Consider the following 22597-nt stretch of genomic DNA (forward strand, 5'->3'; position numbering starts at 1 on the left):
TCCGCTGTCAGGTCGCCGGTACGCCGAGCAGGGCGCGGCAGTTCTGCCACAGGGGGGTCAGCCGCCCAGTGCTGTTGTACAGCTTGGCGAACATCACCTGGCCCTCCAGTTGGGCCACCACCGCCCGCGCCGCCTCCCGGGTGTCGGTGACACCGACCTCACCGCGCGCGCGAGCCTCGACGATGACGGACTCCACCATGTCGACCTGCGCGTCGAAGATCTCCTGGAGCCGCGCACGGACCGCCTCGGTCTGGTTGCTCAGCTCCAGGGAGAGGTTCCCGAACAGGCAGCCCGCCACCGTGCCGCAGCCCTCCTGGACGGCGCGCTGCCCGGCCTCCGTCTCCTCGAACAGCCGCCGCAGCCTCTCGAGCGGCTCCGCCGCTCCGGTCAGGACCTGCGTCCACGCGCGTTCCTGAGCCGCCCAGCGCTCGTCCACGACCGCCAGCGCGAGCGCTTCCTTGGACTCGAAGAAGTAGTAGAAGCTCCCCTTCGGCACCCCGGCCACGTTGCAGATCTCGGCCACCCCCAGCGCCGAGTAGCCGCGCCCCTCGATCAGCGAGCAGGCGGCGTCGAGGATCTTGCGCTTGGCGTCACTGGTCCGTCCCATACGACCAGGATACCGGGGTACTAGACCGGTCGGCTAGCGAGGGACCCGTTCCCGCCGTCACAGCAGCGGCAGCCCGTCCGCCTCGCGTCGCTCGATGCGGGCCACCAGCTCCGCCGCCGACGACTTGATGGTCTCCAGACCCGGCCGCCCCCAGGGCCGCGGCACGACGTCCACCACGCACAGGGTGCCGAGCGCCGTCCCCGTGCTGTCGATGAGCGGGGCGCCCAGATAGGAACGGATGCCGAACTCGTCGACCACCGGATTGCCCGCGAACCGCGGGTAGTCGCAGACGTCCTCCAGGACCAACGCCTTGCGCCGGACCACCACATGAGGGCAGAACCCGTGGTCGCGGGCCAGCTCACGGCCGAGGACCGGTGTCGTGCCGTCGGGCTTCAGCACCGGCGGTGGCACGAGCGGGAGGTGCAGCCCGGCGAAGAACTGCCGGTTCTCGCCGACGAAGTTGACCATGGCGTACGGCGTCCCCGTGACCTCGGCGAGCCGGTCCGCGTAGGCGTCGAGCTCCGGGTCGCGGTGCTCGCCGAGGCCCAGTTGACCGAGGCGGAGGGTCCGCACGGGCGCCTCCTTGTCCTCCGGCGTGAGCAGCAGACGACCGGCGGGACGCGATGGGTCGTACCTCATGGGCGGGCTCCGCCGCTGTGGAGGTGGGTCATATATGGGCTCCGTATGGGGTGTATGGACTTCACATGTGGGCGCCATGGCTCGGGGCGGAGACCGGCGCGTGGGCGATGAGATGGCGGACGAGTGTGAGCAGGGTCTGGACGCCGGAGCTGGAGATACGGGCGTCGCAGCGGACCACCGGAACCTCCGGGTCGAGGTCGATGGCGGCACGCACCTCCTCGGGGTCGTAGCGGTAGGAGCCGTCGAACTCGTTGACGGCCACGATGAAGCCGAGGCCGCGCTCCTCGAAGAAGTCGACGGCCGCGAAGCAGTCCTCCAGACGGCGGGTGTCGGCGAGGATGACCGCGCCCAGCGCGCCCTCGGACAGCTCGTCCCACATGAACCAGAACCGCTCCTGCCCCGGCGTGCCGAACAGGTAGAGCACGTGTTCGGGGTCCAGGGTGATGCGGCCGAAGTCCATGGCCACGGTGGTCTCGACCTTGTTCTCGATGCCCTCGAGATTGTCGGTCGCGGCGCTCACCGTGGTGAGGAGTTCCTCCGTGGACAGCGGCGCGATCTCGCTGACCGCGCCCACGAAGGTGGTCTTGCCGGCCCCGAACCCACCGGCCACCAGGATTTTCAGCGCGGTGGGGAAGGGGTCACAGCTGTCGTCGTAGTCCATCGAGCACTGCCTCCAGAAGAGACCGGTCAGTGGGGTTGTGGTGGAATTCGGGGGGCTTGGCGGTCAGCGCCCCGCAGTCGACGAGGTCGGAGAGCAGCACCTTGGTGACCACGGCCGGCAGCTTGAGGTGCGCGGCGATCTCGGCGACCGAAACGGGTGCTCTGCACAGGTCGAGGGCCTGCGCGTGCTCCGGGCCGAGATAGCCGAGGGGGGTGGTCCCGGTGGCCATCACCTGCGACAGCAGGTCGAAGGCGATGCTGGGCTCGGTGCGGCCGTTGCTGACCGTGAACGGGCGCACCAGGCGTCCGGCCGCGTCGTCCAGCCACGGCCCGTCGCCGGCTGCCGCCACCCTCAAGGCCTCATCGCCGTGGGTTCGACGGCGTGCTGCCGGGGCGCGGTGACGAGGTAGGGGCGGACGCTCTTGACGAGCATCGCCATCTCGTAGCCCAGGACCGCGGCGTCGGCCTCCCGGCCCGCCAGCACGGCGAGGCAGGTGCCGGATCCGGCGGTGGTGACGAACAGCAGCGTCGAGTCGAGTTCGACGACGACCTGACGGACGTCCCCGCCGTCGCCGAAGCGGACGCCCGCGCTGCGCCCGAGCGAGTAGAGGCCGGAGGCGAGCGCGGCCATGTGGTCCGCGCTGTCCGGGTCGAGTCCGTGGACGGACTTCACCAATCCGTCGCAGGACAGGAGCACCGCGCTCGTGGTGTGGGGTACGCGCTGGACGAGGCCGCTCATCAGCCAGTCGAGGTCGGATACCTGGGCGGTCGGCACATCGCTCGCCATGGTGGATCGACTCCTTGGGGTACGAAGGTCTTCGGGAGCGGTGGGGGTGGGGGTGGGTGTCGAGACGCTGCTGTTCATCCGGCCGCCGCGCTCCCGTCCGGCCGGGCGTTGAAGTCGGAGCTGTGGATCGGTCCGAGGACCGGGGTGTGGGACGGACCCATGTGGTCCGGGGCCAAGTCATCCGTGACCATTCGGCCCACGCCCAGGTGATCGACAGCCATGTGGCCGGCTCCCATGTGGTCGACCGTCGCGTGGTCACCGGCCACGTGGTCACCAGTCAGGTGGTCACCCGCCATGTGTTCACCCACCGTGGGATCCGACGCCATGTGTTCACCCACCGTGGGATCCGACGCCATGCGGTCCCGCGCCGACTGGTCCTGGGATGTGTAGGCCGGATCCATGTGCCCGGCCTCCCGATCGGGCGACCCAGGCAGTGCCTGCTCATGGAATGCCTGCTCATGGAATGCCGGCTCCTGGTGTGGTGCCGCACCGTGGACGGTGCCCATGGGCGTGGTCTCCCTGTACATGACGCCCGTGTGCGTGGCCTGCATGTGCGTGGCCTGCATGTGGGTGGCCTCCGTGTGCGTGGCCTCCGTGTGTGCGAAGTCCATATGCAAGCCGTCCGCGTGCGTGGCGTGGGACGCGCTGCTCGCCGCATCCCCGGCGCCCGTCCCGGGCCGCGTCCCGCCGGGACCGCTGTCACCGCGCGGCTCGACGAGGCCCATGTCAGTGACGCCCATGCCGCTCGGCCCTGTGAGCGGGGACGCCTCCCGTGGGCCGTCCAGGTGCTGCTGGGCCTCCGCGAGGCCGATGCCGCGCTGGAAGGCTGCCATCAGACCGGGGTCGTGGCCGGCCGGCACCTCGTTGTCCTGGCGGGGTGCCGGGCCGCCACGGAGCTGCGGGACGATGTGCTCCTGCGCGCGGCGGCGCGGCAGTTGGGGTTTGCCCATGGTCCCGCGCACCGCTCCGACGCGCGGGACGGGCGGGGCACCCGCGTGCTCGGCGACCGCCGTCCGGTCCTCGGGGCGGATGCCCGGCAGCGCCTCGGCCGGGGTGTGCCGGGTCTCCTGGGTGCGTACCGGCAGCGGTGCCGGCGCGGCCCCGGGCTGTGCGTGCCGGCGTCGCCCGCCGCCTGCGGGAACGGGCGCCGCCTGGGGCGCGTGCCGCCCGTCGAAGGTCGCGCCCCCCGGGGTGGCGAGGACGCCGTACGCGTCCTCCGGGATCCCGGTTCCGCCCGGCGCCCGCGTCACGGCCCCGGCGCCCTCGGCGACCTGCTCGCGTGGCTGCCCTTCCACCCCGGGGACGCCCGGGGCGGAACCCAGCAGGCTCTGGGGTACGACCAGGACGGCCTGCACCCCGCCGTAGATGTTGCTCTGGAGGCGGACGTCGATCCCGTGGCGGCGGGCGAGCTGGGAGACGACGAAGAGGCCGATGCGGCCGTCGGCCAGCAGGCTGGCGACGTTGACCTGGTCGGGGTCGGCGAGCAGGTCGTTCATGCCGGCCTGCTCGCCGACCGGCATGCCGAGCCCGCGGTCCTCGACCTCGACGGCGAGGCCGGAGGTGACCAGGTTGGCGCGGAGCAGCACCTGGGTGTGCGGGGCGGAGAACACCGTGGCGTTCTCGACGAGTTCGGCGAGGAGGTGGATGACGTCGGCGACGGCGTGCCCGCGCAGTTCACCGTCGATCGGCGGGACCAGTTTGACCCGGGAGTACTGCTCGACCTCGGCGATGGCGGAGCGCAGCACCTCCGTCATGGAGACGGGGTTGCTCCACTGCCGTCGGGACACGGCGCCGCCGAGCACGGCGAGGTTCTCGGCGTGCCGTCGGATGCGGGTGGCCAGGTGGTCGACGTGGAAGAGGCCCTTGAGGAGGTCCGGGTCCTCGATCTCGTTCTCCAGCTCGTCGAGGATCGAGATCTCCCGGTGCACGAGGGACTGAAGCCGCCGCGCCAGGTTGACGAAGACCTCCAGCTTCTGTTCGCTGCCGGCCTGGCTGGAGAGCTGGGCCGCCTGCACGACGGCGGTGACGGCGCCGTCGTGCGCGCGGGACAGGTCCGCGGCGAGCAGTTCGAAGTCGTCGGCGTCCGCGGGCGGTCCACCGCGCGACTTGCGCTGGGGCGGGACCTCGCCGCGGCGCAGCGTGTCGACGAGGGCCAGCAGCTCCGCCTCGCCGCGGGCGGCGTTGCGACGGAGCATGCCGACGCGCTCGCTGACCGAGCGGGCGGCACGGCCCGCGGCCACGGCGGCGATCACGATGCCGGCGGCCGTCACCGAGACCGATCCGGTCAGCACGGTCAGCAGCGTGAGGCTGGGCCGGGCCCCGGTGGAGCGCACCGTGAACAGGACCGCCGCGCAGCCGCTGAGGGCCACCGCGACCGGCGGCAGCACGGCGAGGCGCATCAGCTGAGGCCGTATGTGGGTCTCGGGCAGCGCGGGAACGGGTCGGGCGACCGGCCGTCCGTGCCGGCCGCCCTCACGGCGGTCGGGTCGGACGGCCGGTGCGCGGAGGTGAGACATCTGCGTCCTCGTACTGGTCCGTCTGGCCTGAGTTGCTCACGCGGGCCGCGCGAGCCGGGCGGGCGCCCTAGCGGTGCCGGCCGAGGGGACCGCAAAAGAATTCGGCCCCGTGTCGCCCGACGGACACTCACAGTAGTCGCCAACGCATCATGTGCGGTGGGCAGTTGACAAAGTCACCCGGAGATGGTCCCGCTCTGGTATGAGCCGTCGCACGGAGGACCGATAACTCCCGCCGGCCCCTCACCCCGGAACGGCCAATCTCCGATACGACCTGCTCACAAACAGTCAGACAGAGAAGAAGAGGAGCCCGACGACCGACTCCACGCACCCCTCACCGGGCATCGGCCCACACCCCCTCGGCAAGCGCGGCGGGACGACAGGACGGTCCGCCACACCCCGCCGCCACCCGGTCATCGCCCCGCAGAACATCACCCAAAGTGACGAATTTTTTTCCTCGGCCCCCGCACACCGTCTCCGGCACGGCATGTCACGGCACGGCCACGCGGCCGACGACGAAGGCGACCTCGGCGCGGTCGCGGCTCGGCTCGACTCGCCACGACTCGCCTCGACTCGCCTCGCCTCGCCTCGCCTCGACTCGACTCGACTCGACTCGACGGCAAGGTGTTCGGCAAGCACATGTCTGATCCACACATCGCGGCGGGACACGTCGTGGGCGTCGCGGAAGAACCAGAGGCGCGGCGCGAGTCCGGCTCGTGGACGCGGCGCGGAAGAGAAGAACCGGAGGCGCGGCGCAATCCGGCTCGTGGACGGGTGACAGAAGAACCGGAGGCGCGGCGCGCGTCCGGCTCGCGGTCGGCGGAGCGTTCGTGGTCGTGGCCGAGGGCCTCGGAGGTCGGACCGGTCCTCGTGGTCGAGTGCGGGACACCGGGCGCGGCCTCCGCCACCGGCGAACGCACGGCCTCGGGCGCGGAAGCGCCGGAGCAGTTCAGGACCGGTTCAACCGGAGCGGTTCGGAGCGGTGCAAGTCCCGTTCGGCAGGTGGGCGTCGGCGCCGCACCGGCGCCGACCTCACTTCACGAGATCGTCCGCACCGGGCGCCGCCGCCTCGCCGGCCAGGCCGAGGTCCTGCTGTCCGGACTCCGCCCGCTGCGGGGCGGCGGAGCGCCACGGCCGGGCGACCGGCGCCGAGACGGCCCGCCACCACCGGTCCACGGGCAGCTTGCCCGACGGTTCGAAGGGCTCGCCCGGGCGCGGCAGCGCCACCGCCTGGGCGGCCCCGTCGCCCGCGTCCTTCGTCCACTCCCCCGGTTCGGCCCAGGCGTGCGGGGCGAGGTTGAAGGTGCCCCAGTGGATCGGCAGCAGCACTCCGTGCGGGCCGCCACCCTGCAGGTCGAGGTGGGCGCGCAGGCCCTCCTCGGGCGTCATATGTATGTCGGGCCAGAACTCGCTGTACGCGCCGATCTGGATCATCGTGACGTCGAAGGGCCCGTGGTCGGCGCCGATGTCCTTGAAACCCTCGAAGTAGCCGGTGTCACCGCTGTGGAAGACACGGTGCCGCTCGCCCGCGACGACCCAGGACGCCCACAGGGTGTGCTGGGTGTTGCGCAGCCCGCGGCCGCAGAAGTGGCGGGCGGGGGTGGCCGTCAGGGAGAGCCCGCCGACCTCGGTCTCCTCGTGCCAGTCCAGTTCGCGCAGCCGGTCGGCGGCGACGCCCCAGTGTTCGAGATGGGCACCGACCCCGAGCGGCACCGCGAAGAGGGTGTCCGTGCCGGCCAGCGCCTTGATGGTGGGCAGGTCGAGGTGGTCGTAGTGGTCGTGCGAGATGACCACTACGTCGACCGGGCCGAGCGCGTTCAGCGGCACCGGGGCCGGGTGCAGCCGCCTGGGCCCGGCGAACGGGAAGGGGGAGCACCGCTCGCCCCAGACGGGGTCGAACAGGACACGGTGTCCGTCGATCTCCACGAGCACGCTGGAGTGCCCCATCCAGGTCACCCGCAGCCCGCTCGCGGCGGGCCGGGCGAGGTCGGCGACGGTGGTGGCGTGCACCGGCACGGTGCCCCGGGGGGCGCGGCGGACGCGCTGCTCCTTCTCGAAGTAGATCTTCGCGAACTCGAGCATCGAGCCCGAGGGGCGGGTGCGGGCGGTACCGCCCGGGTTCTGGAAGACACCGTCCTTGAAGTGCGGGGAGCCCTGGATGCGGGCCATGCGCTCACCGCTGGGGTCCACGCCGAAGGCAGCGGGCCGCGGCATGCGGAGCCCGGAGCTCAGGGAACGCAAACGGGTCACGGTACCTCCAGTGGTGTCGCCGAGGTTCTCCATTATGGTCGGCGCCTCGGGTGGTCGGCGTTGACACCCTGCCACCCAGCTCCAGATACTGACTCACTGTTCAGTAGCACCTTCCTTCACGAACCTCTCGGGAGCCACCATGGCCACTCCGCTGATGTCTCTCGTCTGGACCGACCACGTCACCGGCCGGCAGGGCTTCCTGGTCGTCGACCGGCTGGTTCGGGGCGTGGCGAGCGGCGGTCTGCGGATGCGGCCGGGCTGCACCCTGGAGGAGGTCACCGGGCTGGCGCGCGGCATGACGATGAAGGAGGCCCTGCACTACAACCCCGAGGGCCGCTACGTCCCCCTGGGCGGCGCCAAGGGCGGCGTCGACTGCGATCCGCAGGACCCGGAGGCGTACCCGCTGCTGGTCCGCTACCTGCGTGCCATGCGGCCGTACGTCGAGAGCATGTGGACCACCGGCGAGGACCTCGGGCTGACCCAGGACCTGGTGGACCGGGCGGCCGCCGAGGCCGGTCTGGTCTCCTCGATCCAGGCCGTGTACCCGTTGCTGGACGACGAGGCGGCGGCCCGGCGGCGACTGGCGGACGCCTTCGCCATCGAGGTGGACGGGATCGGCCTGGACGAGCTGGTCGGCGGCTGCGGGGTCGCCGAGTCTGCGCTGGCGGCCCTGGACCGGGCCGGGGTGCCGCATTCGGAGACGCGGGTCGCGGTACAGGGGCTCGGCACGATGGGCGGGGCCACGGCACGTTTCCTCGCCCGCGCGGGGCTGACGGTGGTGGCCGTCGCCGACGTCAAGGGCACGATCGCCAATCCGGCGGGCCTGGACGTCGAGACGCTGCTGCGCGCGCGGGACGCGTACGGCACGGTCGACCGCGCGGTACTGCGCCCCGGTGATCTCGAACTGCCGGGTGACGCCTGGTTGGCCACCGACGCGGAGGTGCTGGTTCCGGCGGCGGTGTCGTACGTCGTCGACGCGGCCAACGAGCACCTGGTCACCGCCCGCTGGCTCGTGGAGGCGGCGAACATGCCCGTACTGCCCGGGGCGGAACAGCGGCTGGCGGCGCGCGGGGTGACCGTGCTGCCGGACGTGGTGGTGAACTCCGGCACGAACGCGTGGTGGTGGTGGACCCTGTTCGGCGACATCGGCCCGGACGCGGACGAGGCGTTCGCCCACATCCGCCGCTCGATGCGGGACCTGGTGGAGCTGATGCTGGACCGCGCGGAGTCCGACGGCACGTCCCCGCGCGCCGCGGCCCACGCCCTGGTGGCCGACCGGCTGCCGGTGATCGCGGAGCGGTTCGGCTGGTACCGCTGAGGGGCCGGACCGGCGGGCGCCGCGCTCAGGGCCGGGCGTCGCGGGTGAGGACGACGGCGTAGCGGCACTCCGCGTCGGTGGTGTTGGCGAAGACCCGTTCCGCCGGCGGGCCGAGTTCGACGGTGTCGCCGGCGTCGAGTTCGTGGACCGTTTCGCCGTCGTGGAAGGTCAGGCGGCCGTCGAGGACCCAGACGAGCTGCCGTACGAAGGCGAAGGCGGCGGCCGGGTAGGGCACCCGGGCTCCGGCGGGCAGGCGGATCTCGGCGATCTCCGCCGGGAAGCGCGGTCCGGTGATCTGCCGCCGCCGGTAGCCGGTGCCGGGATCGCACCACTCGGCCGCGTCGGGACCGCGCCGCACGCCCGCCGCGCCGGCCGCGGGTCCGGCCATGGCGTCCGGTCCGCCTTCGGCGAGAGCCAGCAGGGAGGCGACGCCGATCTGGAACGCGGCGGACAGCTTGCCGAGGACGACGGCGGTGGGGCTGCTCTCGCCGCGTTCGATCCGGCTGATCATCGCGGGCGAGACACCGGAGGCGTCCGCGAGCTGGGCCAGGGTCCAGCGGCGGCGTTCCCGCTCGGTGCGGACCCGGGCCGCGATCCGGGCCGCCAGGGAGTCCGCCGACGGATCTACTATGTTGGACATGGATCCAATATACGAGAACGGCGCGGCGGTCGTGATCCGTCCGGCCCGGCCCGGTGACGCGGAGGCCGTCCGCGCCATCCGCAACGACGCGATCGAGCACTCGACGGCGCTGTGGACCTCGACCCCGCAGACTCCCGCCGAGGGCGCGGCCTGGCTCGCCTCCCATCTGACGCGTGGTTCGGCCCTGGTGGCCGAAGTGGCGGGCGAGGTGGCCGGATTCGCGGTGTACGGCCCGTGGCGCGAGCTGGACGGCTACCGGCACACGGTGGAGGACTCCGTCTACGTCCGCGCGGAGCGGCACGGCCTCGGCGTCGGCTCCGCGCTGCTGGGGGCACTGATCACAGCGGCGCGCGAGGCCGGGCACCACGTGATGATCGCCGGCATCGAGGCGGAGAACACCGCCTCGGTCCGCCTGCACGGGCGGTTCGGCTTCGAGCACGCCGGCACGGTCCGGGAGGTGGGCGTCAAGTTCGGCCGCCGGCTGGACCTCACGCTCATGCGGCTGCCGCTGGAACGGGACGGCGACACGCGCGGGGGCGGGACCGCATAGGGTGACCGCGTGGCGAGAGTGCGGTTGAGCGTGGCCCAGCGGCGTGAGGAACTGCTGCGGGCGGCCATCGAGCAGATCGAGGCGCGGGGTGTGGCGGCGGTACGGATCGCCGATGTCGCCTCGGCGCTGGGCGTGAGCAACGCGCTGGTGCTCTACCACTTCTCGACCAAGGAGAAGCTGGTCGCCGCGGCCTTCGCCTACGCAGCCGAGGACGACCTGGCGCATCTGCGCAAGCTGCTGGACCGCCGTACGTCGGCGTCGCGCCGGCTGCGGTCGGCGGTGCGCTGGTACGCGCCGACCGGGCAGGCCAAGGGCTGGCGGCTGTGGATCGAGGGCTGGGCGGTGGCACTGCGCGAACCCGCTTTGCGGGAGGTCACCAAGGAGCTGGACCAGCAGTGGAAGGCGGCGATCGCCGAGGTCATCGCCGAAGGGGTGGCCGCCGGCGAGTTCCGCTGCCCCGACCCGGCGGCCGCGGCGCTGCGGCTGACCGCCCTGCTCGACGGGCTCGCGGTGCAGCTCACGTCCTACCCGGGCGCCCTCTCGCGCTCCCGGGCCCAGGAGTGGGTCGACGAGGCGCTCGCGCGCGAACTGGGTACGCACGAGGGGCCCTAGGCCGCCGGGGAGCGGCCCGCGAACGGGCCGCTCCCTTCCGCTCGTACCGCCTCAGGCCACGGAGGCGATGCGCATCTTGATGTCGTCCGGGGAGAGCGTCCCCTTGGCCGTCGCGTGGTCGCCCGACGACTCGCCGCGCAGTCGGCGCCCGATCCACGGCACCAGGTACTCACGGGCCCAGTGCACGTCGTCCCGGCGGATGTCCAGGGTGCCGCGGGGCGGCAGCGGCGGCCACGGCTGGTCCGGATCGGCCGGGACCTCGACGCCGAGCACCTGGCCGGCCCGCAGCGCCACGCGCGTGTGCCCCTCGGGAGACAGGTGCAGCCGGTCGCCGTCCCAGGCCCGCCGGTCCTGGACGGTCTTCAGGGACCACAGGTCCAGGACCGGGCAGCCGTAGCGGTCGGCGACGGCTCGGACGTGGCCGTTGTAGGTGGCTATCTTGCCGCGCAGGTGCTTGAGGACGGGTACGCCACGGGTGTCGAACCCGGTGGTCACCAGAACCGTTCCGACGGCCTCGGTCAGCCGTGCCACGGCCCGCTCGAACCGCTCGGCCACCTCGTCGGGGTCGGTACCCGGGCGGATGATGTCGTTGCCGCCGGCGCAGAAGGAGACCAGGTCCGGGGCGAGTTCCAGGGCCTGGGGCACCTGGTCCGCCACGATCTGGTCGAGCAGTTTCCCGCGCACCGCGAGGTTGGTGTACTCGAAGTCGCCCTCGGGCCGCCGGTCCGACAGCAGGACCGCGAACCGGTCCGCCCAGCCGACGAACGCCCCGTCGGGGCCGGGGTCGCCGACGCCCTCGGTGAAGCTGTCCCCCACCGCCACGTACGACCCGATCACTGATGCATTGTCACTCTTCGAATCGTCTGCCACGTCGGGCCATGATTCACCTTGGGCTGTGACCTACGCGACCGTAATAAGGGGTTGACGAGCGGTGAGATAAGACACGGCTAAATACTTCACCAAGGTCGGAATAAGGCTCTGGGCAGCGATGTTGACGTGACGATCACCGAAGGCCGGACCCCTGGATCGGGGTCCGGCCTTGGCGGTGCGTGCCTGATCGGCGGGGGGCGTCTCAGCCGACGGGCACGCCCTTGCCACGGAGGTAGCCGACCGGGTCGATGTCCGAGCCGTAGCTCGGAGTGGTGCGGATCTCGAAGTGCAGGTGCGGGCCCGTGACGTTGCCGGTGGCCCCGGAGTGACCGATCTGCTGGCCCGCGGTCACGGTCTGGCCGACCGAGACGGAGAGCGCGGAGAGGTGCCCGTACTGCGCGTAGTAGCCGTCGGCGAGCCTGACGACGACCTGGTTGCCGTAGGCGCCGCCCCAGCCCGCCGTGACGACCGTGCCCGTGCCGACCGCCTTGACCGGGGTGCCGGTCGGGACGACGAAGTCGACGCCGGTGTGGTAGCCGCTGGACCACATGCTGCCGGCCACGTGGTAGCCGGTGCCGAGGACGCCACCGGTCACCGGGAGGCCGAATCCGGAGACGGTCGTCGTGGAGGTGCCGGCCGTCGTCGACGCCCCGGAGGAGGCCGCGCCGGAGGACGCCTCGTTCGACGACTGCGGGGCGGAGGGCGCGGAGTGGGCGGTGCGGCCGGAGGAGTGGGACCACGTCCGGGACCGGGAGTCGGAACCCGGGGTGTGCGTCGCCGCGTGCCGGCCGCCCAGCGTGAGCTTGAGGCCGGGGTGGATCAGCGAGGGGTCGTCGCCGACCGCCTGCCGGTTGTCGTCGTAGAGCCGGTGCCAGCCGCCGTCGACCTGGTGCTCACGGGCGATCTCCGAGAGGCAGTCGCCGGAGACGACCGTGTAGACGCGGTGGGTGGAATTCCCGGTGCCGGAGTCCTGCACGGCGGACTTGTGGGCCGGAGCCTTGCGCGCGGCCGACTTCGCGACGGCCGGGAGCGACTGGGTGGTCTTCTCGGAGACGGACTGCGTGGTGGCCGCGTGGGCGCCGGTGGCACCCATGAGCGGCAGAGCCAGCGCCGCACCACCGGTTCCGGCGACAGCCATCGAGCGGGTGAATCGCTGGGACTTGGGGCGGCGGTGCTTACCCTTCGCGGGCATGACGCATTCCTCTCCGGCGCCTGCGAGGTGAGCTGTCGGGTTCGGGCTGGAGCTGCCCGGCCACGCGGGAGGACGTGACTACACCCCTAGCCGTCCCGGGAACCGGAACAGGCGGTCATACCTGGTGGGTCCCCCGCTCCTGCCGTGCACGGGTGAGTGTGTGTGGGGACTCCGGGCGGCGGCAGGATTCGGCGTTCCGTCCGGATGTGGGGCGAACGTAAGCGAGCGGGACGCGCCGGGACAAGGGACGGTTTCCGGCGGCCGGAGTTTCACTTGATCCGATACGGGAATTAGCGGTCACCCTCCGTGAATTCCACCCGTCCGCCCTTTTCCGATTCCCTTGAAAAATATCGGCATTACGTGAACATGACGTGCGACGGACGGTCACGAATATGACCCTCCTCACGCACGTCACGCCACGTCCGCTTATTCCAGGTTCAGTTGTGATAATGAAGCTAATTCGGGCATACCGCTCAGATGCGACGAAGTCGTATGACCGTCGCGTCCAGGTCGCCCCGCAGCTCCGTGCGCAGCCCGTGGTGCAGCAGAACGGCACCACGATACTTTTCACCCGATTCAAGGCATTCGTACGACGCCGTCGGATCAAGCCCCCGCAGCCGCAGCGCCGGCATCGGCTCGCCGTAGCTCTGGGCCTGGAGCCAGGCGAGGACCACGGTCTCGTCGCCGAGCGTGTACTGCACCGCGCTGAGCCCGCCGGTGGGCGGCCGCAGCCGGAACTGGTCGCCGCGCTGCACCAGGGGACGGATCTCCTTGTAGAGCTCCACCCAGCGGCCCGCCTCGGCCAGTTCCTCCTCGGTCCACCGCGAGAGGTCGCCGCCGACACCGAGAGCCCCGGCCATGGAGCTGACGAAGCGGAAACGCAGGCTGCTGACCCGGCCGTTGAGCTGGTGGTTGGGGCTGTCGGTGACCCAGGCGGACATCACCCGGGCCGGGTGGACCTGGCTGAAGCCGTGCTGGATGGCGAGCCGGTCCAGCGGGTCGGTGTTGTCCGACGTCCAGACCTCGTCGGTACGGCTCATGATCCCGAGGTCGATCCGCCCGCCCCCGCCCGAGCAGGACTCGACGGCCACGTCCGGGTGGGCCGCCCGGATCCGGTCGAGCAGGGCGTACAGCCCGCGGACGTGGTCCACCCACAAACGCTGCGGATAGGGCTCGCCGGGCCAGCCCGCGTCGGTGAAGCAGCGGTTGAAGTCCCACTTGACGTAGTCGATCGGGGCGCTGGACAGCAGGGTGTCGAGCTGCTCCCAGAGGTACTCCCGGACGTCCTCGCGGGCGAGGTTGAGGACGAGCTGATTGCGCAGCTCGGTGCGCCTGCGCCCCTGCTGGTACTGCACCCAGTCGGGGTGCGCGCGGTACAGGTCGCTGTCCGGGTTGACCATCTCGGGCTCGACCCAGATGCCGAACTGCATGCCGAGGGCGTGCACGTGGTCCGCGAGGGGTTTGAGGCCCTGGGGGAAGCGGTCCGGGTTGGGCGTCCAGTCGCCGAGGCCGGCGCGGTCGCTGGTGCGGGCCCCGAACCAGCCGTCGTCGACCACGAACAGCTCGACGCCCATCGCGGCCGCCCGGCGGGCGAGGGTGGCCTGCTGCTCCTCGGAGATGTCGAAGGTGGTGGCCTCCCAGGAGTTGAACAGCACCGGCCGGTCCCGCTCGGCGTCCGGGATGACGTACGCCCGCTGGTAGGCGTGCCAGGCGCGGCTGGCCCCGCCGAAGCCGCCGTCCGTCCACAGGCCCGCGAAGACCGGGCTGGTGTACGACTCGCCCTCGGCCAGCATCAGCAGGCCCGAGTCGTCGTAGCCGGCGCCGCCGGTGATCTGCACGCGCGCGTCGGGGAGTTGGGCGACGGCGATGCGCCAGGAGCCGGACCAGCCCAGCGCGCAGCCCCAGACCTCGCCGCGCTCCTCGGTGGCGTCGGTGTCCAGGGCGACCCAGGGCAGGTGCTGGTGGCCGGTGTGGCCGCGGCGGCTGCCGATCACCTTCTCGCCGTAGGTGAGGGGGGCGCGGGCGAGGCGGGACTCGGCGGCCCAGCGGCCGTGCAGCTGGGAGAGGCGCCAGCCCTCGCGGTCGGGGAGCGTCCAGGCGGCCGGGTCGGCGCGCAGCAGCTCCAGGGGTATGTCCGCCTGGTTGTCGACGGTCACCCAGCGCTCGACGACGTCACCGCGCATCCGGTAGTGCAGGGTGATGAGGATCTCCGCGTCCCGGAAGCGCAGCCGCAGCTCCTGGTCGGAGGCGTCGCCCTCCGTCTCGTACGACTCGAAGGTCCACTCGGTGCCGCGGCGCTCCTCGGTGCGCACGGACAGCGCGGGGCGGACGAAGCGGGGGCCGCCCTCGACGGGGTACTCCTCGCGGCCGTCCAGCGGGGACTCGAACGGCCAGTAGCCGGGCAGCGCCCGGGTGCCGAGCTCCTCGGCGTCGGCGAGCCCGATCCTCGGGCCCCAGTGGAGGTGGAGCAGCTCGTCGTCCTCCGTGAGGTACAGCGCGTAGCTGCTGCCCGGGCCCGACAGGAGCCAGGTACGACCGTTTTCGGCGATGTCCACCACGAGAAACCTCACACAGGTGCCAACAGATCCGCTCAAGCACCAACATCATCGAGGTCGCGGGCCTCGGAGGCAACGCCTGTGGACAACTCATTGCCCGTGGAAACCGATGTCGTATGGTCGATCCAGTGCCCGTCGACGAGCAGCGCCGGCGGGGCCGCCGGGAGGAGCCCCCCGTGACGCAGCAGGTCCCGTCGACCGAGCCCGAGCTGGCCGGTGTCCGCAACTTCCGCGACGTGGGCGGGCTGCCGACCGTGGACGGGCGCCGGGTCCGGCACGGTGTGCTGTTCCGCAGCGGGCATCTCGCGCACGCGACGGAGCAGGACGCGGAGTTCCTGGCCTCCCTCGGCCTGCACACGGTCTTCGACTTCCGCAACGCGGCCGACCGGAAGCTGGAGGGCCCGGACGTCGAGCTGCCCGGCGTGCGGAACCTGAACCTGCCGCTGACCGACCCGGCGCACGGCGCCGAGTTCTGGACGATGGTCCGCGAGGGCGACACCGAGCAGCTGCACGGGCTCCTGGGCGACGGCAAGGCCGCGGCCCGGATGGTCGCCTCGTACCGGCAGATCGTCAGGGACCGCACCGACGAGCACTCACGTGTGCTGCACGACCTGGCGGAGGACAGTGTCCCGGCGCTGATGCACTGCGCGGCCGGCAAGGACCGCGCGGGCGTCTCCATAGCCGTGACGCTCCTCGCGCTGGGCGTGGAGCGGGACGCGATCCTCGCCGACTACCTGGAGTCCAACGCCAAGCACCGCCGCTACCAGGTCCGGCGCAGCGGCGGCGGGGACGCGTACAGCGCCGAGGTGATGGAGCTGCTGAGCCCGCTCTTCGACGCCCGCGCGGAGTATCTGGCCGCCGCCTTCGAGAGCATCGAGGAGACGTGGGGTGACGTCGACACCTACCTGGAGCAGGGCCTGAAGCTCGCCCCCGAGACCCGCGAGCGGCTGCGGGAGCGGCTCCTGGACTGAGGCCGGGCGGTGACGCGGGCGCTCAGCCCTTGCCGCCCACGGCGAACAGCAGGTAGAGGAACGCGGCGAAGACGTGCCCGACGGCGATGTAGATGATCAGCCGGACCCACAGGGCCCGGGGGAACTTCTCCTCGATGTTGCTCACAGCGGCTCTCCAGTGATCGGGCCCAGGCACAGCGCGGCCGTGGGACTCTGCAGCAGGGTGTGGACGAACAGCAGCTCGACCCCGTCGTGGTCCTCGGCGGCGAGGCGGTGCGGGGTCAGCGAGTCGAAGTGGGCGCTGTCGCCGGGCGCGAGGACGTGGGTCGTGTCACCGAGGCGCAGCCGCAGCCGCCCCTGCAGGACGTACAGCCACTCCTCGCCGGGGTGCACGCGCACGATGTCGCCCTGGGAGCCGTGGGGCACCCGGACGCGCAGCGACTGCATACCGCGGCCGGAGGACCCGGCCTGCCAGTACGTCCAGCCGCCCGCGCGGGTCGGCTCCATGTCGCCGGAGCGCACGATCGCGTCCCGGTCGGCCACGGTCTCTCCCAGCAGGTCCGAGACCGTCGTACTGTAGACACGAGCGAGCGCGAGCAGCATCGGCAGCGAGGGCTGGCGCTGCCCGGTCTCCAGCCGGGAGAGATGGGCGGCCGACAGTCCGGCGTCGCGGGCCGCGGCCTCCAGGGTGAGGCCCGCGCGGCGGCGCAGGGACCGCAGCTGCGGAGCGACGGCGGGCAGGTCCTCAGCCGGACCGCCCGCGCGCTCGTGCTCGGAGGCTTCCATGCCTCCATTCAGCCGCAGATTTGCCTCCGCGGCAATTTTTTTGCCTCAGAGGCAAAGGCTAGCGGTTGGCCACCGCCTGCTTGACGAGGGTCTTGCCGAAGTCCCACATCAGGCCGCCCCCGCTGTGGGCGTCGTCCATCACGTCGGTGAACGCGGCGACGAACCGGTCCACGTCGCTCTCGTCGACGATCAGCGGCGGGATGAGCTTGATGACCTCCAGGTGGTCGCCGGAGACCTGGGTGAGGATCCGGTGCCGCTGCAGCAGCGGTACGACCACCATCTGCGCGAACAGTCCCTTGCGGGCCGCCTGGAGCATGGTCCAGCGGCTGCGGAGCTTCAGGGAGCCGGGCCTGCCGAACTCGATGCCGATCATCAGGCCCCGGCCGCGCACGTCGGCGAGCAGCTCGTACTTGTCGACCAGTTCGGTGAGCCGGGACCTGAGCAGCTCCCCCACCGACCGGGCGTTCGCGACGATCCGGTCGTTCTCCATGACGGACAGGACGGCCAGTCCGGCCGCCATCGCCTGGGCGTTGGCGCCGAAGCTCGCCGAGTGGACCAGGACCCGGTCCATGGACGAGTAGACCTTCTTGAAGATCCAGTCCTTGCCGAGGGTCGCGCCCACCGGTACGTAGCCGCCGGACAGCGCCTTGGCCACGCACACCAGGTCCGGCTCGACGCCGTCCTCGTGCTGGTAGGCGTAGAAGTCGCCGGTGCGGCCGAGGCCGGTCTGCACCTCGTCGGCGATCAGCAGGGCCTTGTGCCTGTGCAGCAGCTCCTGGGCGCCGCGCAGGTAGCCGTGCGGCGCCTCGTGCACGCCCTTGCCCTGGATCGGCTCGACGATCAGCGCGGCGACGTCGCCCTTCTTCAGCTCGCGTGCCAGGGCGTCGAGGTCTCCGAGGGGCACGGCGGTGTCGGGCAGCAGCGGGGCGAAGCCGTCCCGGAAGCCGTCCTCGCCGTTGACCGACAGCGAGCCGGTGGTCAGGCCGTGGAAGGCGTGGTCGCAGTAGAGGACGCGGGGTCTGCCGGTGGCGAAGCGGGCGAACTTCAGCGCGGTCTCGACTGCCTCGGTGCCGCTGTTGCCGAAGAACACCCGGTCCAGGTGGGGACTGTGGGCCAGCAGCCGCTCGGCGAGGAGTCCGGGCAGCGGCTGGCAGTCGAACCGGGTGAGGTCGGCCAGCTGGGCGTCCAGGACGTCGTGCAGCGCCTTGCGGACGACGGGGTGGTGGCGGCCCAGGCCCATCACCCCGAACCCGGCGAGCATGTCCAGGTAGTCGTTGCCGTCCTCGTCCCAGAAGTGTGCGCCCTCGGCCCGCTCGTAGACCTTGTCGAAGCCGATGGTGTGCAGCATGCGAGGAAGCTGGTGGTTCAGGTACCTGGCATGCAGTTCGTACCGCTCACCGCCACGCTCGGCCAGCAGTGCGCCGAGGTCGAACTCCGTGCTCATCGCTTCTCCTTGTAGGCGCCGTCGACGACAGCGCTCTCGGCTGTGGCGCCCCGCAGGGGTGCGGGGAACTGCACGCTCGACCCGGACGGCGCCGCACCCGCCGTACGGCCCTCCGCGGCGCCCCCGGACGCGCGCTCGGCCCCCCGCCCCGCGAGGCTCGCTCCGATGCGCCCCGCGATCTCCACCGGTGTCAGCCCGATGTCGGCGAGCACCTCCCCGCGCTTGGCGTGCGCCAGGAACTGCTCGGGAATCCCGAACCGCCTCACCGGCACGTCCACTTCGGCGTCGCCGAGGGCGAGCGCGACCGCCGCGCCGACGCCGGCCGCCCGGCTGTTGTCCTCGACGACGGCCACCAGCTCGTGCTGGGCCGCCAGGACCGGCAGCGCGGGGTCCACCGGCTTGACCCACCGGGGGTCCACGACCGTGCAGCCGATCCCGCGGTCGGCGAGCAGCTCCGCGGCCTGCAGGCAGACCGGCGCCATCACCCCGACCGCGACCAGCAGCACCTGGGCGTCCGTGTCGCGGCTGAGCACGTCCACCCCGCCGACACGGTCGACCGCCGGGATCTCCGGGCCCACCGACTCCTTCGGGAACCGCACCAGGGTGGGCGCGTCGTCCACGGCGACCGCCTCACGCAGTTGCAGACGCAGCTGCTCCGCGTCGCGCGGGGCGGCGATCCTGAGGCCGGGCACGACCTGGAGGATCGACATGTCCCACATGCCGTTGTGGGAGGCGCCGTCGACTCCGGTGACACCCGCCCGGTCCAGGACGAACGTCACCCCGCAGCGGTGCAGCGCCACGTCCATCAGCAACTGGTCGAAGGCCCGGTTCAGGAACGTGGCGTAGACCGCGACGACGGGGTGCACCCCGCCGGTCGCGAGGCCGGCCGCCGAGACCGCCGCGTGCTGTTCGGCGATACCGACGTCCCAGACCCGGTCGGGGAAGCGCGCGGCGAACTTGCCGAGCCCGACCGGGTGCAGCATGGCGGCGGTGATCGCCACGACGTCGTCGCGTTCCTCGCCGATCCGCACGATCTCGTCGCCGAACACCGAGGTCCAGGACGGGCCGCCGGACGGTGCGAGGGGCTCGCAGGTGAGCGGGTCCATCACGCCGACGGTGTGGAAGTGGTCCTCCTCGTGGGCGAGGGCCGGTTCGTAGCCGCGGCCCTTCTCGGTGAGGCAGTGCACGAGCACCGGACCGTGGAAGCGCTTCGCGCGCCTGAGCGCCGACTCGACCGCCTTGATGTCGTGGCCGTCGATCGGGCCGACGTACTTGAGGCCGAGGTCCTCGAACATGCCTTGCGGTGCGAAGGCGTCCTTGAAGCCCTTCTTGGCGCCGTGCAGGGACTCGTAGAGGGTGTTGCCGACGATCGGCGTGCGCAGCAGCACGTCCTTGCCCCAGGCCAGCACCCGCTCGTAGCCGTCGGTGGTGCGCAGTGTGGCCAGGTGGTTGGCGAGCCCGCCGATGGTCGGGGCGTAGGAGCGCTCGTTGTCGTTGACGACGATGATCAGCGGCCGGTCCTTGGCGGCCGCGATGTTGTTGAGCGCCTCCCAGGCCATCCCGCCGGTCAGCGCGCCGTCGCCGATCACCGCGACGACGTGGCCCTTCTCCCCCTGGACCTGGCGCGCCTTGGCCAGGCCGTCGGCCCAGCCGAGCGCGGTGGAGGCGTGGCTGTTCTCGATGACGTCGTGCTCGGACTCGTCGCGCGAGGGGTACCCGGACAGGCCGCCCTTGCCGCGCAGCTTGGAGAAGTCCTGACGGCCGGTCAGCAGCTTGTGCACATAGCTCTGGTGACCGGTGTCCCAGAGGATGCGGTCCACCGGGGACTCGAAGACCCGGTGCAGTGCGACGGTCAGTTCCACGACCCCCAGGTTGGGGCCGAGGTGACCACCGGTCCTGGCGACCGCATGCACCAGGAACTCGCGTATTTCTTCGGACAGTTCACGAAGCTCCGCCTCGGACAGCGCCTTCAGGTCGCGTGGTTGCCGGATGGTCTCCAGGATGGTCACGCTCGGCCCCCTCTCGGTCGTGCTGTTCAGCTCACGGTGACGGCGGGTGTCCCGGACCCGGCGCCGTCCTGCTCCATCTGTTCGGCGATCTTCATCGCCTCCTCGATCAGGGTCTCCACGATCTTGGACTCGGGGACGGTCTTGATGACCTCGCCCTTGACGAAGATCTGGCCCTTGCCGTTGCCCGAGGCGACCCCGAGGTCGGCCTCGCGCGCCTCGCCGGGACCGTTCACCACGCAGCCCATGACGGCGACCCGCAGCGGGACCTCCATGCCCTCCAGGCCGGCCGTCACCTCGTCCGCCAGCTTGTAGACGTCGACCTGGGCCCGGCCGCAGGACGGGCAGGAGACGATCTCCAGGCGCCGCTGCCGGAGGTTCAGGGACTCCAGGATCTGGATGCCGACCTTGACCTCCTCCGCGGGCGGGGCGGACAGCGACACCCGGATGGTGTCGCCGATGCCCTGGGAGAGCAGCGCGCCGAAGGCGACGGCCGACTTGATGGTGCCCTGGAAGGCGGGGCCGGCCTCGGTGACGCCGAGGTGCAGCGGGTAGTCGCACTGGGCGGCGAGCTGCCGGTACGCCTCGATCATCACGACCGGGTCGTTGTGCTTGACGGAGATCTTGATGTCCCGGAAGTCGTGCTCCTCGAAGAGGGACGCCTCCCACAGGGCCGACTCCACCAGCGCCTCGGGGGTCGCCTTCCCGTACTTCTGGAGCAGCCGGCGGTCCAGCGAACCGGCGTTGACGCCGATCCGGATCGGGGTGCCGTGGTCCTTCGCGGCCCGCGAGATCTCCCGTACCTGGTCGTCGAACTGCTTGATGTTGCCGGGGTTGACCCGGACCGCCGCGCAGCCGGCCTCGATCGCCGCGAAGACGTACTTCGGCTGGAAGTGGATGTCCGCGATCACCGGGATCTGTGACTTCCTCGCGATCGTCGCCAGCGCGTCCGCGTCGTCCTGCGTGGGGCAGGCGACGCGGACGATCTGGCAGCCGGACGCGGTCAGCTCGGCGATCTGCTGGAGGGTGGCGCCGATGTCCGACGTACGGGTCGTGGTCATCGACTGCACCGACACCGGGGCGCCGCCGCCGACGGCCACCGCCCCGACGTGGATCTGCCGCGAGGCGCGCCGTTCGGCGACCGGCCGGGCCGGGACCTCCGGAAGGCCCAGGGAGATGGCGGTCATGGGGTCACTCCCGGTTTCCGCTGACCGTCTCGCGCATGGCGCGCAGCGACTCCTTGAGGGACCCCATGGTGGCCAGGACGGCGGTCGGCTCGTAGCCGCAGTGCGCCATGCAGTTGGCGCAGCGCGGGTCCTTGCCCCGGCCGTACTTGTCCCAGTCGGTCTTCTCGATGAGTTCGCGGTAGGTCGGCACGTACCCGTCGCTCATCAGGTAGCAGGGGCGCTGCCAGCCGAAGAGCGAGTAGTTCGGGATCGCCCAGGCCGTGCACGGGAAGTCGACCTTGCCCTCCAGGAAGTCCAGGAAGAGCGGGGAGTGGTTGAGCCGCCACTTGCGCCGGTTCCCGCCCGCGAAGGCCTTCTTGAACAGCTCGCGGGTCTGTGCCACGCCGAGGAAGTGCTCCTGGTCGGGGGCCTTCTCGTAGGCGTAGGCGGGCGAGATCATCATCTCGTCGACCTTGAGGTCGTCGTTGAGGAAGTTGAGCACCTCGATGATGGTCTGCGGGGTGTCGGTGTTGAAGAAGGTCGAGTTGGTGGTCACCCGGAAGCCGCGCCGCTTGGCCTCCTTCATGGCCGCCACCGCCTCGTCGAACACACCCTCCTTGGCCACGGACTCGTCGTGCCGCTCCCGCAGCCCGTCGATGTGCACCGCGAAGGCGAAGTACGGGGAGGGCGTGAACTTGTCCATCTTCTTGCGCAGCAGCATGGCGTTGGTGCACAGGAAGACGTACTTCTTCTTCGCCACCAACTGGCGCACGATCTCGTCGATCTGAGGGTGCATCAGGGGTTCACCGCCCGCGATGGACACCATCGGCGCTCCGGACTCCAGCACCGCCCCGACGGCCTGCGCGACCGGCATGCGCTGCTTGAGCACACCCGCCGGGTGCTGGATCTTGCCGCAGCCCTCGCACTTCAGGTTGCACGCGAAGAGCGGTTCCAGCTCCACGATCAACGGGAACTTGTCCCGCTTGCGAAGCTTCTGTTCAGCCAAGTAAGTCGCGACCTTGATGGACTGACGCAGCGGCATGGCCATCTGG

At 71.4% G+C, this 22597-nt stretch carries 20 protein-coding genes, 1 pseudogene and 1 riboswitch; of the genes and pseudogenes, 4 read left to right on the forward strand and 17 right to left on the reverse strand.

The annotated features are described in order from the left end of the window. Positions 1-7: 7 nt before the first annotated feature. The 7 genes and pseudogenes from ACFY3I_RS01180 to ACFY3I_RS01210 form a co-directional block, all read right to left on the reverse strand. Positions 8-607 (reverse strand): TetR/AcrR family transcriptional regulator, encoded by a 600-nt coding sequence (locus tag ACFY3I_RS01180; protein ID WP_390858796.1) that lies wholly within the window; start codon positions 605-607, stop codon positions 8-10. 57 nt (positions 608-664) lie between these two features. Beyond that, on the reverse strand, positions 665-1246 hold the full coding sequence (locus ACFY3I_RS01185) for a GAF domain-containing protein (protein WP_365291497.1): 582 nt from the start codon (positions 1244-1246) through the stop codon (positions 665-667). Between the two features lie 61 nt (positions 1247-1307). Next, the gene (locus ACFY3I_RS01190) at positions 1308-1907 is read right to left on the reverse strand and encodes an ATP/GTP-binding protein (protein ID WP_390858797.1); all 600 of its coding nucleotides are present in this window, start codon (positions 1905-1907) and stop codon (positions 1308-1310) included. Then, positions 1885-2256: a DUF742 domain-containing protein gene (locus tag ACFY3I_RS01195; protein WP_365291499.1), complete on the reverse strand. Its 372-nt coding sequence runs from the start codon at positions 2254-2256 to the stop codon at positions 1885-1887. The genes ACFY3I_RS01190 and ACFY3I_RS01195 overlap by 23 nt, the downstream gene beginning before the upstream one ends. 2 nt (positions 2257-2258) lie before the next feature. After that, positions 2259-2693: a roadblock/LC7 domain-containing protein gene (locus ACFY3I_RS01200; protein WP_365291501.1), complete on the reverse strand. Its 435-nt coding sequence runs from the start codon at positions 2691-2693 to the stop codon at positions 2259-2261. 740 nt (positions 2694-3433) lie between these two features. Continuing rightward, a pseudogene (locus ACFY3I_RS01205) lies at positions 3434-5209 on the reverse strand (ATP-binding protein); the annotation flags it as partial. A gap of 1029 nt (positions 5210-6238) precedes the next feature. Further along, positions 6239-7489: an MBL fold metallo-hydrolase gene (locus tag ACFY3I_RS01210; RefSeq protein ID WP_390858798.1), complete on the reverse strand. Its 1251-nt coding sequence runs from the start codon at positions 7487-7489 to the stop codon at positions 6239-6241. Between the two features lie 106 nt (positions 7490-7595). Here ACFY3I_RS01210 and ACFY3I_RS01215 point away from each other — a divergent pair, with 106 nt between their 5' ends. Then, positions 7596-8774 carry a Glu/Leu/Phe/Val dehydrogenase dimerization domain-containing protein gene (locus tag ACFY3I_RS01215; protein ID WP_390858799.1) on the forward strand — a complete coding sequence of 393 codons (1179 nt, stop codon included), beginning with the start codon at positions 7596-7598 and terminating at the stop codon, positions 8772-8774. A 25-nt stretch (positions 8775-8799) separates the two neighbouring features. Here ACFY3I_RS01215 and ACFY3I_RS01220 read toward each other — a convergent pair whose 3' ends face one another. Next, positions 8800-9414, reverse strand: a complete 615-nt coding sequence (locus tag ACFY3I_RS01220; RefSeq protein WP_390858800.1) for a helix-turn-helix domain-containing protein — start codon at positions 9412-9414, stop codon at positions 8800-8802. Here ACFY3I_RS01220 and ACFY3I_RS01225 point away from each other — a divergent pair. After that, a complete protein-coding gene (locus ACFY3I_RS01225) occupies positions 9413-9964 on the forward strand; it encodes a GNAT family N-acetyltransferase (protein ID WP_390858801.1) in 552 nt (183 codons plus the stop codon). The genes ACFY3I_RS01220 and ACFY3I_RS01225 overlap by 2 nt on opposite strands. Positions 9965-9973: 9 nt before the next feature. Then, positions 9974-10576: a TetR/AcrR family transcriptional regulator gene (locus ACFY3I_RS01230; protein WP_390858802.1), complete on the forward strand. Its 603-nt coding sequence runs from the start codon at positions 9974-9976 to the stop codon at positions 10574-10576. A 51-nt stretch (positions 10577-10627) separates the two neighbouring features. On the opposite strand, the gene ACFY3I_RS01235 is transcribed toward ACFY3I_RS01230, so the two are convergent. From ACFY3I_RS01235 to ACFY3I_RS01245, 3 genes are all read right to left on the reverse strand, one after another. Then, positions 10628-11413, reverse strand: coding sequence for an SGNH/GDSL hydrolase family protein (locus ACFY3I_RS01235; protein ID WP_365291513.1), 786 nt, complete (start codon positions 11411-11413; stop codon positions 10628-10630). A 235-nt stretch (positions 11414-11648) separates the two neighbouring features. Beyond that, entirely contained in the window at positions 11649-12638 is a 990-nt protein-coding gene (locus ACFY3I_RS01240) for a peptidoglycan DD-metalloendopeptidase family protein (RefSeq protein WP_390858803.1), read from the reverse strand. 4 nt (positions 12639-12642) lie between these two features. Next, positions 12643-12803, reverse strand: a riboswitch (cyclic di-AMP (ydaO/yuaA leader). Between the two features lie 308 nt (positions 12804-13111). Beyond that, positions 13112-15196, reverse strand: a complete 2085-nt coding sequence (locus ACFY3I_RS01245; RefSeq protein ID WP_390859406.1) for an alpha-galactosidase — start codon at positions 15194-15196, stop codon at positions 13112-13114. A 173-nt stretch (positions 15197-15369) separates the two neighbouring features. On the opposite strand from ACFY3I_RS01245, the gene ACFY3I_RS01250 reads away from it, so the two are divergent. Further along, a complete protein-coding gene (locus ACFY3I_RS01250) occupies positions 15370-16164 on the forward strand; it encodes a tyrosine-protein phosphatase (RefSeq protein ID WP_390858804.1) in 795 nt (264 codons plus the stop codon). A gap of 22 nt (positions 16165-16186) precedes the next feature. Here ACFY3I_RS01250 and ACFY3I_RS01255 read toward each other — a convergent pair whose 3' ends face one another. From ACFY3I_RS01255 to hpnH, 6 genes are read right to left on the reverse strand one after another with little or no spacing between them, the layout of a single operon-like run. Beyond that, on the reverse strand, positions 16187-16309 hold the full coding sequence (locus tag ACFY3I_RS01255) for a DUF6126 family protein (protein WP_123972047.1): 123 nt from the start codon (positions 16307-16309) through the stop codon (positions 16187-16189). Continuing rightward, entirely contained in the window at positions 16306-16929 is a 624-nt protein-coding gene (locus ACFY3I_RS01260) for an XRE family transcriptional regulator (RefSeq protein WP_365291519.1), read from the reverse strand. Before ACFY3I_RS01260 ends, ACFY3I_RS01255 begins: the two co-directional genes overlap by 4 nt. A gap of 58 nt (positions 16930-16987) precedes the next feature. After that, positions 16988-18373, reverse strand: coding sequence for an aspartate aminotransferase family protein (locus ACFY3I_RS01265; protein WP_390858805.1), 1386 nt, complete (start codon positions 18371-18373; stop codon positions 16988-16990). Continuing rightward, entirely contained in the window at positions 18370-20382 is a 2013-nt protein-coding gene (gene dxs / locus ACFY3I_RS01270) for a 1-deoxy-D-xylulose-5-phosphate synthase (RefSeq protein WP_390858806.1), read from the reverse strand. The genes ACFY3I_RS01265 and dxs overlap by 4 nt, the downstream gene beginning before the upstream one ends. Before the next feature lie 26 nt (positions 20383-20408). Beyond that, on the reverse strand, positions 20409-21566 hold the full coding sequence (gene ispG / locus ACFY3I_RS01275) for a flavodoxin-dependent (E)-4-hydroxy-3-methylbut-2-enyl-diphosphate synthase (protein WP_390858807.1): 1158 nt from the start codon (positions 21564-21566) through the stop codon (positions 20409-20411). A 4-nt stretch (positions 21567-21570) separates the two neighbouring features. Further along, positions 21571-22593, reverse strand: a complete 1023-nt coding sequence (gene hpnH, locus ACFY3I_RS01280; RefSeq protein WP_365294079.1) for an adenosyl-hopene transferase HpnH — start codon at positions 22591-22593, stop codon at positions 21571-21573. Positions 22594-22597 lie beyond the last annotated feature (4 nt).

Source organism: Streptomyces sp. NPDC001068 (assembly GCF_042897315.1).
In the GTDB taxonomy this organism is placed as follows: domain Bacteria; phylum Actinomycetota; class Actinomycetes; order Streptomycetales; family Streptomycetaceae; genus Streptomyces.

What these genes read in the sequence shown, in the direction of transcription:
- ACFY3I_RS01190 (WP_390858797.1), bottom strand. Translation starts at nt 1,907, where the DNA reads ATGGACTACGACGACAGCTGTGACCCCTTCCCCACCGCGCTGAAAATC.
- ACFY3I_RS01180 (WP_390858796.1), bottom strand. Translation starts at nt 607, where the DNA reads ATGGGACGGACCAGTGACGCCAAGCGCAAGATCCTCGACGCCGCCTGC.
- ACFY3I_RS01220 (WP_390858800.1), bottom strand. Translation starts at nt 9,414, where the DNA reads ATGTCCAACATAGTAGATCCGTCGGCGGACTCCCTGGCGGCCCGGATC.
- ACFY3I_RS01240 (WP_390858803.1), bottom strand. Translation starts at nt 12,638, where the DNA reads ATGCCCGCGAAGGGTAAGCACCGCCGCCCCAAGTCCCAGCGATTCACC.
- ACFY3I_RS01185 (WP_365291497.1), bottom strand. Translation starts at nt 1,246, where the DNA reads ATGAGGTACGACCCATCGCGTCCCGCCGGTCGTCTGCTGCTCACGCCG.
- ispG (WP_390858807.1), bottom strand. Translation starts at nt 21,566, where the DNA reads ATGACCGCCATCTCCCTGGGCCTTCCGGAGGTCCCGGCCCGGCCGGTC.
- ACFY3I_RS01225 (WP_390858801.1), top strand. Translation starts at nt 9,413, where the DNA reads ATGGATCCAATATACGAGAACGGCGCGGCGGTCGTGATCCGTCCGGCC.
- hpnH (WP_365294079.1), bottom strand. Translation starts at nt 22,593, where the DNA reads ATGGCCATGCCGCTGCGTCAGTCCATCAAGGTCGCGACTTACTTGGCT.
- ACFY3I_RS01265 (WP_390858805.1), bottom strand. Translation starts at nt 18,373, where the DNA reads ATGAGCACGGAGTTCGACCTCGGCGCACTGCTGGCCGAGCGTGGCGGT.
- ACFY3I_RS01215 (WP_390858799.1), top strand. Translation starts at nt 7,596, where the DNA reads ATGGCCACTCCGCTGATGTCTCTCGTCTGGACCGACCACGTCACCGGC.
- ACFY3I_RS01210 (WP_390858798.1), bottom strand. Translation starts at nt 7,489, where the DNA reads ATGGAGAACCTCGGCGACACCACTGGAGGTACCGTGACCCGTTTGCGT.
- ACFY3I_RS01260 (WP_365291519.1), bottom strand. Translation starts at nt 16,929, where the DNA reads ATGGAAGCCTCCGAGCACGAGCGCGCGGGCGGTCCGGCTGAGGACCTG.
- ACFY3I_RS01200 (WP_365291501.1), bottom strand. Translation starts at nt 2,693, where the DNA reads ATGGCGAGCGATGTGCCGACCGCCCAGGTATCCGACCTCGACTGGCTG.